Raw genomic sequence first — 14,044 nt, forward strand, 5'->3', positions numbered from 1 at the left:
ATCGGCAGCAAAACGCACGCTCAGCAGCACCCCTTGTAGACCGGAATCCAGCGGCAAACAGAGCGGCCCTCGGTTTCGAGAAGAGCGCGGGCAGGTAATCTGACTCGCGGGCGCGCCCGCATACAGTAACCGCCTTGCTCGGGATTCTCACCCGATTCCCCTTTATGCGCTCGCGCGCACCCGTGCTCCGGCTTCTATTTTTAATCGGAGGAAGTGTACGTTACCGCAGGTAAATCGGTCAATGCGCTACACAAAAACCGCCATACCCGAGCCATATGGCTCCCGGATGACCACCTATAGGCAACCCATATCGCCACTAGGCCGCCAACGAACCAAGCCCGCCCGCAAGATTGAGCAGGCCGAATGTCCCCCGTGGGGCTGAGGGGGCCAAATGTACCTGCTAGAAGCCATTTAAGCGTTTTAACAGGGACTTTTGGCCCCCTCAGTCCCACGGGGGCTTTTTGGCCCGCTCATTTTGCTTTAGCTCAAGCAAACGGTCCCGCACGATTACTCGTACGGGACCGTTTTTAGTTAGGGCTGTCGTCTATGACCCGCTCCGGTTAATTCGCACGCTTGCGGATAAGCACGGCCCCCATAACGGCCAGAACTCCAGCCACCGTCAGAAGCGCCACGGTCACCACAGACGAATCACCGGTCTTGGCAAGCCCTCCCTTGGTCGCCTTCTTGGCGGTATCGGTCTTGACGTCCGTCTTCACATCCGTCTTCTGACCGGGCTTCTGCCCAGGCTCCTCCTGCGCAGCCTGCGTCACGGTCACCGTCGCTTCATCGGACGTGGAAACCAGCCCGGCAGCACTCGTCACCTCAACGCGATACACCTTTGAACCGACCTCGGTCGTCGCGGCGACGTACTCAGCCGCCGTCGCGCCGTCGATGGCAGAGAAGTTACCGTCCTCGCCCTTGACGAACCACTGGTAGGTAAGCTGGGCATCCGAGCCATCCACGCTGTCATCAACCGTCGCGGCAACGCTCAGCTTGGCCTCAGCGCCCTGAGCACACGTTACCGACTGCGGCTGAGCCGTGATGCTGGGAGCAACAAAAGCGGACGCGTACATAATCGGGGTCCGGGAGGTTCCATTCTCGGCGTCATAGTCGCTCGGCATAAACGCACTCGAGGTATCTCCCGCATTCACATAGGCGCGCATCTCATCGAGAAGCTTGGCCGCCTTGTTGTAGACCTGTTCGCTCACTGCGGCAAACGCCTTGTTGGCAAGGTCCGTGCGCTGATCGGCAGGGGTCGCCTGCATCAACCCGTCAACAACGTCCTGCTGGGCGATAACCTGCTTCTGAAGGACATCGAGGTAGGCGCGCACGTTCTCACCCATCGAGGCACGGTTGTTGTAGGCGAGCGTGTTGATGTCCATGAAGACGTAGTCGAGGTTCTTGCCGTCCTTTTCGACCAAAGCCTGCGCAACGTCGTCCTTGCGTCCTGTATAAGTGCCGTCCACCGTGTTCCACGCCGGGAAGTAGTCAGCCGGAACTTCCGTCAACAGCGCAGAGTAGCTGGGCAGGTACACGCTGAACTCGCAACGCGAAAGCGCTTCCCACTGAATCGTGGCGATATCACTGGAAAGGCCGGACCGAATCTGGAAGATATTGCCCTCGGTCGTCCTGTTGTTGCCGATGGCATACAGGGCACTGTTGAGATTGGCGTTGAGGCTGTCATCCTGCTCACCGCGGGCAGCGAGGGAACGCAACGCCGTGAACGTATCGGATTTGATGCCCGGCGTAAACGTCAGCTGCGGGTCGATGAGCGAGGTGACGCGACCCTGTTCATCAACGGTATAGTCCGTCTGAGGCGCAAGGGCAGCACCGAAGTAAGCACGTCCCTGGGCCAGGCGCGTATTCTGCGACGAACCCGAATTCTCCTTGCCATACGTCTTGAAGATGTTCGGCGTGCCGTCGTCATAGGTTACGAGAACGCCGTTGGACTCGGGCAGCGTCACGACATCGGCCGAGTGCAGGCACTGACTCGCATCGTCAAGATCGACCTTATACTGCAGGCCGCCGATGTTGGGATTAACGGACGCCACGTCGTCGCTCATCTTGACGGCAATCCACTGATGGCCCGAAAGCTGAGCGAAAATCCAGGTCTCGGTATTGTCGGCAATGACGATCTGGTTGCAGTCCTGAGAGCCATACTGATCGATGATGGCACCGAGCTTCTCCACGCCGTCGCGCGCCGTGGACGAAACGCTCAACAGGTAGTCGGCCAGGTTATACTCGCCGATGCCCGTGTCGACACGAGGGTCGAGAGCATCGATTCCGTCGTTGTAATCCGTTGTGAGCGTCGCGGAAACGGAGACGCCGCGCTCGTTGGTGCCGGCCTCGGAATACACGCGGGACGCTGCCTCGTCGTCCTGGGCATCCCACTCATCGGGATTGTCACGAACATAGGTGTAACGATACGAGCGACCCTGATAGGTGTACTCAAAGCCGGTCCCCGGCACAGAATCGTTCTCGAAAGAACGGAAGACAGGGTTGTCGATCGGCTGCTGCACGCCAAAGGTCTTGCAGTAGCGAGGTGAAAAGTCCTCGGCGCGGCCGACATAGGTATCGCCCGTCGTTGTCTGGTTCTTACCGATGTAAACCTGCGTGCAGGCGAGCGCGGGCGCGGGCATGGCAAGCACAAGCGCCGCGACTATGCCCCCCCTAAACGCCTTCTTAGCAAAAGCCGGTAACCTCATACGTTCTCCCCTCCACACGGAGCCCGAACTACCCACCAACAATATGCGTAATGAGAACACTTTAGCTGGGTAAATCGGATTGAATATGCAGTTATCAGCTTATCTTATGTGTTAAGGAAGTATGGACACGGCACTCGTAACAACCCGTGACTGGTCGTTTGCATCTGGCAGGCGGCATTCCCCGCAGGGTTGAACAGGCCGATAAGCCCCGTGCGCAAGATTGAGCGGGCCGAGTGTCCCCCGTGGGGCTGAGGGGACCAAATGTACCTGTTAGAGGCCATTTAAGCGTTTTAACGGGGACTTTTGGCCCCCTCAGTCCCACGAGGGACATTTGGCCCGCTCATGCCCGACTGGAACGGCACGCGCTATCATGGGTGCCGTTTTGATGAGTCATCTTGATGGGAGCGTACCTATGGCAGCTTTTTCCACCGTGATCTTTGACCTTGACGGCACCATCCTCAACACGCTCGAGGACCTGGCGGCCGCCGGCAACCATACCTGCGAGATGCACGGCTGGCCCACGTTTGCTGTTGACGAATACCGCTATAAGGTGGGAAACGGCATGCTCAAGCTGGTCGAGCGCTTTATGCCTGCCGAGTACGCGGGCGACGGCCGTATGTTTGAGCAGACGCTTGCCGAGTTTAGGGCCTATTACGGCGAGCACAAGGAGGACCACACCTCACCCTACGCCGGCACGATTGAGATGCTCGACCGTCTGCGCGCAGCGGGCGTTCAGCTTGCCGTGCTCACCAACAAGGATCATATTTCGGCAGCCCCGCTTATCGAGAAATACTTTGGCCGCGATCGCTTTGCGCTGGTACAGGGTCGTGTGGACGCATTTCCGCCTAAGCCCGAGGCACCCGTCACGCTACACGTGATGAAAGAGCTGGGTGCCGATCCGGCAACCACGCTCTATGTGGGCGATTCGAATGTCGATGTTCTGACCGGTCACAACGCCGGCCTTAAGAGCACGGGCGTCAGCTGGGGCTTCCGCGGCCGCGCAGAGCTGGAGGCCGCCGGCGCCGACTACGTGGTAGATACGCAGGACGAACTCGCCGAGCTAATCTTGGGCGAGTAGCGAGCGACACCGCTTAACGCAGCTGCGACAATTCTTCCACGCGGAAAGTGCATCCCGTTTTGGAGCTCCGAAATGGGATGCACTTTCCGTTTGAGGCGCGTCGGGGAAACCGCATCCCGTTTCAGAGCAATATTCCGGGTCGCGGTTTCCGCAACCCACCCCATCCGGAAACCGCGACCCGGAATTCGGCCAAAAACCGGGTCGCATTTTCCCGACCACTCGATGCAACGTCGGCACAAGGAGTGTCCCCAACTGCCGGCAGAAAAGGAACGTCCCCAAGTGCCGCACCATGGCAACGCCGATGTTTCGGCAACGACAGCGAGCGGGCACCAGAGCGAACAAATTGGCATGAAAAGAGGACGGCATAGACCTTCTGGTCATGCCGTCCTCTTTGAATGACAAGTTGTCGCTCTGGTGCCCGCGCAGCGTCGGGCAGTTACGGCGTTTGGTAAAACGCCGTAACGAACTACCGCGCAACGAACTAGCTCATCATGGCATTCATCATCTCGTTGGTTGCGGAATCGTCGGCAGACCACTCGCCGTCGTCATTGCAGGAATACTTGAAGGTGACTGTGGTGTCCTTGGTCTTAGCAGCCTTGGTCACATCGACCATAACCTGACCGGCCATCTTGTACAGCTCGTCATCGGAAGGCATCGAATCGAGCGCGGTGACCTTCTCCTGGTACTGGGTGGCAAAATCCTCAACGATCTGGTTCATGGACTTGCAGGTAATGGTGACCTCGGCAGTCGCGGTACCCTTGTCCTCGTCGACCGTCACGTCGCCGATCTTGTAGTCAAAGCCCTCGAGATAGCTCTTGGCGTACTCCTTGGGATCGATGCCCAGCTGCTCAAACTCGTCGCCCGAGGCCTCTTCCAGACCGGCGAGGAAGTCGTCGCCACCGTTCTTGACCTCGTCAAACTGCGTCGTAAGATCCTCGGTAATGAGCTCCTCAACCGAAGGACCTCCGCAGCCGGAAAGCACAACCACGCACGCGACCAGAACAGCCATCAGGGGCGCAAGCAGCAGCTTCTTCTTCATGACATTCCTCCCAACAAGCGGCACCGCGTTTCCCAACACGGTGCACGTCGTAACAATAAGGCCATACTAGCCGATAACGAACACCCCCGGCAAAGCAAAGGCGCAATCGGCTCGATTTAACGTCCGAACGGTTTACCGGTCCGCCCAACGCGCAATAAAACGTTCCGCCGCATTGTAATAAAAAAGGGCGGCCGGATAACCCGACCACCCTTGCACATCCTTATGTTGCCGCAGTTTACTTGCGGACGACCTTGACGATGGCATCGCCGGCGGCGACAGCAGAGTCAGCCTCGACGGCGAGCTCGACGTCGGCGAACTCGGCGGTGTTGGACACAGCCACGACGACGCAGTCCTTGTAGCCGGCAGCGGCGATCTTGGCGCGGTCGATCTTGAGCATGGGCTGGCCAGCCTTCACGACATCGTCGGCCTTGACGAAGCCCTCGAAGCCGTCGCCGTTCATGTTGACGGTATCGACGCCAACGTGCACCAGGACCTCGATTCCGCTATCGGACTGCAGGCCCACGGCGTGACCCATGGTGACGGTCACCTTGCCGTCGCAGGGAGCGTAGACCAGATCGTCCTCGGGCCACACAGCGCAGCCCTTGCCCAGAACCTCGCCACCAAAGACGGGATCGGGCACGTCGGCCATCTTGATGACCTTGCCCTTGACGGGCGAGCACAGCACGTCGGCGCCGGCAGAAGCAGAGATGGAGGCCGGAGCAGCGGCAGCCGCGGGCTCAGCCTTCTTCTTGAACATGTCAAACAGACCCATACATTTTCTCCTCTTGATTAAGCGCAACGTTATGCGCATGCCTATGGTGATTATAGTGCCAAATGATCAAATTGCTAAGGTGAGGGCTCGAATCGAGAGCCCGTCCCAAGGCTTTCCCCGGTGGCACTCATCTTGTCAATTAAGCCAGGCCCTCGGTACCGTTGGACTTGATGATCTTCTGGTAGGCGAAGAAGCTGTCCTTGCGGCGGCGCTCGTAGGTGCCGGTGCCGTCATCGTACTTATCGACGTGGATAAAGCCGTAGCGCTTGCGCATCTCGCCAGTGCCGGCGGAAACCAGGTCGATGGGACCCCACCAGGTGTAGGCAATCAGGTCAACGCCGTCGGCGATGGCCTCGCCCATGGCCTTGATGTGGCTCTGCAGATAGGCGATGCGGTACGGGTCGTGGATGGAGCCGTCCTCCTCGACCTCATCGTAAGCGCCCATGCCGTTCTCGACCACCATCAGCGGAATCTCGTAGCGGGCGTAAATCTCGTTGAGGGCGATGCGCAGACCCAGCGGATCGATCTGCCAGCCCCAGTCGGTGGACTCCAGATAGGGATTCTTGCCGCCAAAGGTCATGTTGCCCTCGGTCATCTCGTGATCCTTGTGGGTGCCCACGGTGCCGGACATGTAGTAGCTAAAGGTGTAGAAATCGACCTTGCCGTCGGCGATATCCTGCAGGTCGCCGTCCTCCATCACGAGCTCAACGTCATTCTCGGTCCAAAAGCGCTTGGCGTAGAACGGATACTTGCCGCGCACCTGCACGTCGGAGCAGTACCAGTTCATGGTATTCATCTCCTGCTGCGTTGCGAACACGTCGGCCGGATCGCACGTGGCGGCATAGGAAAGGATGAAGCAATCCATGTTGCCCATCTTAAACTGCGGGTAGTGCTCGTGGGCATAGCGCACGACACGGCCGCTGGCGACAAACTGGTGATGCAGGGCCTGCATACGGGCCTGCGGCGTGGTGTGGACCGCCGAAGCCGGGCCCTCAAAGCCCTGGATCATGCTGGTCCCAAAGAGATTGCCCATGTCCTGGGTGCCGCAGTTGATCTCGTTGAAGGTGAGCCAGAACTTGACCTTGTCCTGATAGCGGTCGAAGACGGTCTGGCAGTACTTCTCAAAGAAGCCGATGAGCTCGCGGCTCGCCCAGCCGTTGTACTTCTCGACCAGGTGATAGGGCATCTCGTAGTGCGACAGGGTCACGAGCGGCTCGATATTGTGGGCGCGCAGGCAGTCGAAGACGCGGTCGTAGAAGGCGAGGCCGGCCTCGTTGGGCTCGGCGTCGTCGCCGTTGGGGAAGATGCGGCTCCAAGAGATGGACATGCGGAACATGTTGAAGCCCATCTCGGCGAACAGCGCGATATCCTCCTCGTAGTGATGGTAGAAGTCGATACCGTCATGATTGGGGTAGAAGCGGTCGGGGTCGATGTCGATCGTAATCTGACGCGGCTCCTTGTAGCTGCCGCCCAGGAAGTGGTCGTCGACGGAAGGGCCGCGGCCGTCCACGTTCCAAGCACCCTCAAACTGGTTGGCGGCGGTGGCGCCACCCCAATAGAAGCCCTCGGGGAACTTGATGTTTGCCATGAGTATCTCCTTTGCATCGCGGTTCGATAAGCCGAGTATCGCCCACGCACGCGACAGGCAGGGGCAGGGGTGCCAAACCCGACACTTCTTTTCGCAGCGGCACCCCGCCGCCACCCCGCCCTTGACACTTCCTGATACCTGCCAAAAAGGGACAGGTTTATTTTGGCAGGTTTTATCTGGGCAAACGCCGGCGGTAGGCGGCCGGCGTGCAGCCATAGCGCTCGGCAAACTTTTTGTAGAAGAAGCTCATGTTGGCGTAGCCGGCCTCGCGCGCCGCGGCTTCCGCAGTGGAGCCGGCGTCGAGCAGCGTTGCCGCGCGTGCCAGGCGGCTCTCCTGCACGAGCTGCATAAACGTGTGGCCCGTCTGCCGTTTGAGCAGCGCACTTGCGTAGTTGGAACTCAGATGGAGGTGGCGAGCTACGTCCTCGAGCGTACAATCGCAAGCATGGCGCTCGATGTAGCCCACGGCGGCCGCAACCTGCGCCGAGGGAAGTGCAGGTGTGCCCGCTTGCAACAGTGCGGCCTCATAGCTTTGCATCAGCTCAACCAGCAGCAACTCAAACAGCCTCGACACGATCTGGGGACTCGCCGCCGTCGGCTCCAGAAGCTCGCACAGCATCTCCTGCATATATCGGCGCACGCGGCGGCTGTTGCCCGTGCGGAAATGTACATGACCGCGGTGGTCGGTTTCGTCATTGAGGGCATTAATGAGGAACTGCGAGACAGTGCTTGACGGCGAGAGGCTCTGCTCTAGGCTGCGGTGCAACATCGGCCGCGAGATGACGATGCTCAGCATAATGTCATGCTCGCCGAGCTCGCCCACGGCATGTGGACAGGCCGCGTCGAGCAAGAGCACCTCGTGTTGAGCAAGCGTAAGCTGTTCCCCGTTGACGACCTGCGGCGCGTGCCCGCGATAGACATAGCTGATTTCGACATAATCGTGCACATGCTCCGGTACAGGGTTGAAGCGCGAGTTGCGCACGATTGATAGGCCCTCGGGCATGCCTTCTTGGTGCAAGGCTTGCGTCGGGTCACCGATTTTATGGATATGTTTTTCACCGATACCCTGCTGATGACCCCAGCTGAACGCATCATTCCAGTCATAGCGGGCGCCCGCGTGGTAAGCACGCTCGCTGTCGGTCAGCTCGAGCAGAAGGCTGTCTAAATGCGTAAGATCCATGGCATCACAATCGTTGATTCGGTCATATTCTGCTGTGGTTTTGATATTAGCAGGACGGCGCGCTCGGCGTACTCTGACTTCAATCGATTTAAAAGGTTGGTTTTAGAGGAGTGGATATGGCGGCATACGACAACCATGTGCTTCCGTTCTTGTGGCTCAAGGGCGAGGCGCACGAGACGATTACCGAATACTTGGAGCAGATTGCCGGTGCGGACATCCGCGAGGTCTGCCTCGAATCGCGCACGCATCCCGAGTTTTGTCGCGACGGCTGGTGGGCTGACCTGCGTTTTATCATTGGCGAGTGCAAGCGCTTGGGGTTGAAGATCTGGCTGCTCGACGACGCCCATTTCCCCACGGGCTACGCCAACGGCGCGCTTGCGGGCGAGGATGTTGACCCCGCGCTTAAGAAGACCGTGCTCAAACATCGCACGGTTATGGTCGTTGGTCCCCAGCCGTCCACGGTCATCAAGCTCGGCGATCTTATGGATCCCACGGAGCGCTTTGTGGGTGCGGCGACTTTCGACGCCGACGGCGCACCGCTCAATCTTGAGATCACTCTTGAGCAGACCGACGGCGGCACCCCCGCTCGCCTGCGTTTTGACGCGCCCGACGGCATCGCCACCGTCGAGCTCTACGTCACCATCCAAAAAACCGGCTTTCGCGATGAGTACATCAACATGGTCGACGCCGCCTCGTGCCGCATGCTCATCGACGCCGTCTACGAGCCCACGTTTGCGCATCTGGGCGACGAGTTCGGCCGCACCATCCTGGGCTTCTTTACCGATGAGCCGGGCTTTATGAACGAGAAGGGCAGGGCTCTCGACGATGCTTCTACCAGCAGCTTTATTGGACGCGGCGATATGGCACTACCCTGGTCGGACGAGCTTGCCAGCCGCCTGCGCAATGCACTTGGCGAGGACTGGCTCACCAAGCTACACGGCCTTTGGACACGCAAGGCAGATGGCGCCCGAGTCCGTCACACCTACATGGACATTGCCACGCAACTCTACCGCACCTGCTTTGACGAGCAGATCGGCAACTGGTGCCGTGAGCACGGCGTCATGCACATCGGGCATGTGATTGAGGACAAAAGCTGCCACACGCGCCTGGGCCAGGGCGCCGGGCACTACTTCCGCGCGGTCGCGGGACAAGATATGGCGGGCATCGACGTTGTCATCAACCAGCTTGCCCCCGGCGTCGACCACGGGCGCTACAGCTACTTCCACGGCGCGTGGAACATGGAGTTCTTTACCTACGCACTTGCCAAGCTGGGCTCTTCGGCCGCGCGCCTCGACCCAAAAAAGCAGGGGCGCTGCATGGCCGAGGTCTTCGGCGCCTTCGGTTGGCACGAGGGCCTGCGCGAGATGAAATGGATCGCCGACCACATGCTCGTCCGCGGTATTAACTGGTTTACGCCGCACGCGTTTAGCATGGCGCCCTTCCCCGATTGGGACTGCCCGCCGCACTTTTACGCGCACGGCAACAATCCGCAATGGCCGCACTTTGGCCAGCTCATGAGCTATATGAACCGCACTGCCACGCTGCTTTCGGGAGGCAGCGCCACGCGCCCCGTCGCCATCCTGTACCACACCGATGCCGAGTGGGCCGGCGGCGCCATGCCTATCGAACGCGTGGCTGCCGAGCTCACACGTGCGCAGATCGACTTTGATTTTGTGCCCGCCGAGGCTTTTGAGGATGAGGACCGTTACGAGGTTTCAATTGCCGATGGAATGCTTACCGTAAACGGCTGCCGCTACCAGGCGTTTGTTATGCCAGGAGCTTCATTTATTGGCTCGGCGACGGCGCAGGCCGTAAAGCGCATGATGGCGGCGGGCGTTATGGTCCTCGCTGTCGACGAGGTGTCGAGCGCGCTTTACGACGCCGATGGCGTGGTTGAACTGGGTGAACTTGCAGCGACTCCGCTTGCCGATATGGCGGGCGTGCTGGCGAGCGTTGGGCTGCAGACGGTTGTCACCGACACGCCCCAGCCCTGGCTGCGCGCGCTTCGCTACGAGCACGCCGACGAGACCTACGTCATGCTGGTCAACGAGCACCCGCGCGAGTGCGTCGACTGCACAGTTAAACTCGCGCAAGGCGAGCGACTTTGCGGCACGCGCCTCGACCTGTTGAATGGCACCGATCCCGTTGCGTTTGACGGAACGCTTGAGCTCGCACCCTTCGAGAGCTGCTTCGTTGCCTTGGAGACGGACGGCGAGCTGGAGTCCGGGGACGGCGCGGACATGGGCTCGAGCGATGCGCTCGCCCTCGACATCAACGGACCTTGGACCGTCGCCCTCTCCCCTGCCGACAGCGGAACCTTTGGCGCCCCGCAGGAACTCGAGCACTTATGCGATCTCACTGCCGAGCGATTCCCCGATGCATGCGGGACGTTCCGCTATCGCACATTGTTCGAGCTGGCGAACGACCTTGCCGATGCCGCAATCGACCTGGGAGATGTCTACGAAGTCGCGACACTTACGCTCGATGGACACCCACTCGGCACACGCATCTGTCCGCCCTATCGCTTTGCCATCGACCCGCTTGCCGCCGGCACGCACGAACTCACCGTCGACGTCATCAACACGCTCGATCATGCGATTCCCGACATCTTCGCCCTCACCGAACCCATCGCCCCGAGCGGCATCCTCGGTCCCGTTACCCTTTGCGGGCAAAACCTGCCAAAATAAACCTGTCCCTTTTTGGCAGGTTTGTTGAGCGTGGGAGTTCGCATGGATATCAAACGCAAGATTTCCGAGGCACAGGGCCTTACCCCTACCGAGCAACAGCTCGGCATCTCGGCCCTTGCCATGGGCGAAGACGTCCGCGGGCTCTCCATCAAGGAATTTGCCGCCCGCACCAATGTTTCGGTCGCGAGCGTACACCGCTTTTGCAAAAAGCTCGGCCTCGAGGGATTCAAAGACCTCAAGGTCGAGCTCATCCGTCAGGCGACCGAGGCGGGTAACCGGCGCGACGTGGACATCAACTTTCCCTTCGATGCCACCTCCACCCCTGCGCAGGTGATGGAGCGCATGGAGGGGCTCTACCAGACCACGCTGGCCGAAACGCAGGAGCTGCTCGACCCCGCACAGCTCGACTACGCCGCCAAGCTCGTCGCAAACGCCCGACAGGTCGACATCTACACGGGCTCGCACAACCTCTATCCAGCGGGAATGTTCCGCGACCGCCTGCTCTCCGCCGGTAAAAGCGCGACGTGCCACGACGGTGTCGAGGCCCAGGTGCGAACGGCGCTCGCCTCAGGCCCCGACCATGTGGCAATCGTCATTTCCTACAGCGGCCTTGCCCCCAACTTCAAGGAAATCTTGCCGATCCTCAGTAGTCGGCATGTCCCGGTCATCGTCATCGGCACACCATACTGCGCCCGCATTCACCCCGGCTTTGCCGCCTATCTCATGGTGAGCGACCACGAGAGCATGACGCACCGCATCACGCAGTTTGCCAGCCACATCGCCGTGCAGTACGTGCTCGATTCGCTCTATAGCAGCTACTTTGCCAAAGATTACGCCCGCTGCTCCGAGTTCCTCGAGCGATTGTTTCCCTACACCCGCCTGCCCGGGCTTAAGTAGCGACGAGCGTGGATTTTTGGACACTCGAATAACGAGCGTGGATAATCTCCCACTTTGAGCCCACACACAGACCAAAAACGGGAGATTATCCACGCTCATTTCTGACTAGTCATTGGGGATGTTTTGACAACGACAGTGCGCGGGGCGCATCCGGAGCAAGACAACGCCGCAGGTAGAGGACGGACAGCGAGCGGGCCGCATTTGAGACAAGGTGACGTGAAACGAAAGGGCGCTGACCTTCTGGTCGCGCCCTTGAAGTTGAACGTCAGATTGTCCAAATGCGGCCCGCGCAGCGTCGAGCAGTTACGCGGTTCGTAGAACGCCGTAACTAACGAGCTCCGTACTGCTCGTAGTAGGCGTCGATGGCGGTCTTGAGCTCGTCGTCGATGACAACCTTGCCGTCGATCTCGTGGTTGTAGAGCGTCTCGACGACCTCGGCCATGGAGACGATGCTCGCGACGGGGAAACCGTACTTGGCCTCGATTTCCTTCTGCGCGGTGGTCACGCCGCCCTTGCCGACCTCCATGCGGTTGAGGGACACGATGAGGCCCTTGATTTCGACGTCGGCAGCAGCCTTGACCTTGGGATAGGTCTCGTCGATGGACTTGCCGCTGGTGGTGACGTCCTCGACCATGATCACACGGTCGCCGTCCTGGGGCTCATAGCCCAGCAGGTTGCCCTTATCGGCACCGTGGTCCTTGGCCTCCTTGCGGTCGCAGCAGTACTTGACCTCCTTGCCGTACAGCTCGTGGTAGGCAATTGCGGTCACGACGGCCAGCGGAATACCCTTGTAGGCCGGTCCAAACAGCACGTCAAAGTCGTCGCCAAAGTTATCGTGGATGGCCTGGGCGTAATACTCGCCCAGCTTCTTGAGCTGATAGCCCGTCACGTAAGCGCCGGCGTTCATAAAGAACGGGGACTGACGGCCGCTCTTGAGCGTAAAGCTGCCGAACTTAAGGACGTCGGACTCGACCATAAACTTGATGAACTCTTGCTTGTAAGCCTCCATGCGGGCTCCTCTCGTAATCGCGTACGTGCCTTCCAGTTTAGCGCAGGCAGGGCGTCGATGCGGGCGGTTCACGCCGGCCTTTATCTTTTTCGGCAGCCTCGTTTGGCTTACGTTACAGCAGGCGCATGGCTTCCTGGACAGCACCGTAAAGGTTGGCGTCGTTGCCGAGCTCGGCCACCTTTATCTGCGGCACAGGAATGCCGGCAAGGGTCCCTTCGTAACCCGCGAGGGCCAGCGGCATCTGCGCGCGCAGGGCATCGATGAGCTCGGGATGGCACGAGATGCCACCTGCGATCACAAAGACCTCGGGGTCGAGCACGGCCTGCAGGTTGATGAGCTGTCCGTCAAAGGCGCGAGCGTAACGGTCGAGCGCGCGCTGCGCCGCCTTGTCGCCGCCCGCGATCCACTCAAAGACGCGGCGGCCGTCTACCGGAGAACCCGCAGGCAGGCCCTTCTCGGCAACGACAGCATCGCGGAGCGCACGCCAACCGCCCGAATCGGCAAAGGAGTTTCCCATGTTCGCGGCAGTCGTGACATCGTTGCGCAAGAAGCTGAACTCGCCTGCAAAGCAGTGCGCACCGCGCAGGACCTTGCCGTCGATGACGATACCGCCGCCGATGCCCGTGCCAATAGCGAGCACCACGCCAAAACGCGTCCCGCGCAGGGCGCCAGCCGCATACTCACCGAGTGCACAGCACTTACCGTCGTTATTGACGGCAACCGGCACCCCCAGCGCCTCGCGCATGAGCTATCCCAGTGGGCAGCCGTCCATAAACGTGAGCGCACCGCCGCGATGGATCGTTCCCGTGACATCTCCCTCGTAGATACCGCCGGGTGCGCTCACGCCTACGGCGCTCACGCGCTCACGGTACGGCTCGACGAGCCCGATCAGCGCCGAAACCGTCTCCTCAGCCGTGGTAAAGCCCGTCAGCAGGCTCCCGCGCTCGCGGATGGAAAAATCCTCGCCCAGCACAGCCCATTTAACGGCCGTACCGCCCACATCGATTCCAAAGAACTCCTGCATATTCGCCCCTCACGCGCCATAGTCCCGGACACGCATCGCCGCGACCACCGCAGGGGCTGCCCCTT

At 60.2% G+C, this 14,044-nt stretch carries 9 protein-coding genes, 1 pseudogene and 1 riboswitch; of the genes and pseudogenes, 3 read left to right on the top strand and 7 right to left on the bottom strand.

Going from position 1 to position 14,044, the window contains the following annotated elements; genetic code table 11:
- Positions 1-71: 71 nt before the first annotated feature.
- Positions 72-199, bottom strand: a riboswitch (cobalamin riboswitch).
- A 361-nt stretch (positions 200-560) separates the two neighbouring features.
- A complete protein-coding gene (locus tag AAAX73_RS00940; protein WP_349124762.1) occupies positions 561-2,705 on the bottom strand; it encodes a C69 family dipeptidase in 2,145 nt (714 codons plus the stop codon).
- 412 nt (positions 2,706-3,117) lie between these two features.
- Here AAAX73_RS00940 and AAAX73_RS00945 point away from each other — a divergent pair, with 412 nt between their 5' ends.
- The gene (locus AAAX73_RS00945; RefSeq protein ID WP_349124763.1) at positions 3,118-3,783 is read left to right on the top strand and encodes an HAD-IA family hydrolase; all 666 of its coding nucleotides are present in this window, start codon (positions 3,118-3,120) and stop codon (positions 3,781-3,783) included.
- Positions 3,784-4,264: 481 nt separating this feature from the next.
- Here AAAX73_RS00945 and AAAX73_RS00950 read toward each other — a convergent pair whose 3' ends face one another.
- The 4 genes from AAAX73_RS00950 to AAAX73_RS00965 all read right to left on the bottom strand — a co-directional run bounded on the left by AAAX73_RS00950 (position 4,265) and on the right by AAAX73_RS00965 (position 8,362).
- Positions 4,265-4,822: a hypothetical protein gene (locus tag AAAX73_RS00950; RefSeq protein ID WP_349124764.1), complete on the bottom strand. Its 558-nt coding sequence runs from the start codon at positions 4,820-4,822 to the stop codon at positions 4,265-4,267.
- Positions 4,823-5,057: 235 nt separating this feature from the next.
- Positions 5,058-5,594: a PTS glucose transporter subunit IIA gene (locus tag AAAX73_RS00955; RefSeq protein ID WP_055310775.1), complete on the bottom strand. Its 537-nt coding sequence runs from the start codon at positions 5,592-5,594 to the stop codon at positions 5,058-5,060.
- A 139-nt stretch (positions 5,595-5,733) separates the two neighbouring features.
- Positions 5,734-7,182, bottom strand: a complete 1,449-nt coding sequence (locus AAAX73_RS00960; protein ID WP_349124765.1) for a glycoside hydrolase family 1 protein — start codon at positions 7,180-7,182, stop codon at positions 5,734-5,736.
- 172 nt (positions 7,183-7,354) lie between these two features.
- Positions 7,355-8,362, bottom strand: coding sequence for an AraC family transcriptional regulator (locus tag AAAX73_RS00965; RefSeq protein ID WP_349124766.1), 1,008 nt, complete (start codon positions 8,360-8,362; stop codon positions 7,355-7,357).
- A gap of 116 nt (positions 8,363-8,478) precedes the next feature.
- On the opposite strand from AAAX73_RS00965, the gene AAAX73_RS00970 reads away from it, so the two are divergent.
- Positions 8,479-11,049: a glycosyl hydrolase gene (locus tag AAAX73_RS00970; RefSeq protein ID WP_349124767.1), complete on the top strand. Its 2,571-nt coding sequence runs from the start codon at positions 8,479-8,481 to the stop codon at positions 11,047-11,049.
- A 42-nt stretch (positions 11,050-11,091) separates the two neighbouring features.
- On the top strand, positions 11,092-11,946 hold the full coding sequence (locus tag AAAX73_RS00975; RefSeq protein WP_349124768.1) for a MurR/RpiR family transcriptional regulator: 855 nt from the start codon (positions 11,092-11,094) through the stop codon (positions 11,944-11,946).
- 328 nt (positions 11,947-12,274) lie between these two features.
- Here AAAX73_RS00975 and pyrE read toward each other — a convergent pair whose 3' ends face one another.
- Together pyrE and AAAX73_RS00985 are read right to left on the bottom strand one after the other, a co-directional pair.
- Positions 12,275-12,955: an orotate phosphoribosyltransferase gene (gene pyrE / locus AAAX73_RS00980; protein WP_349124769.1), complete on the bottom strand. Its 681-nt coding sequence runs from the start codon at positions 12,953-12,955 to the stop codon at positions 12,275-12,277.
- A gap of 112 nt (positions 12,956-13,067) precedes the next feature.
- Positions 13,068-13,979 (bottom strand): annotated as a pseudogene (locus tag AAAX73_RS00985) (ROK family protein).
- Positions 13,980-14,044: the final 65 nt, after the last annotated feature.

This window comes from Collinsella sp. CLA-ER-H9, assembly GCF_040092295.1.
In the GTDB taxonomy this organism is placed as follows: domain Bacteria; phylum Actinomycetota; class Coriobacteriia; order Coriobacteriales; family Coriobacteriaceae; genus Collinsella.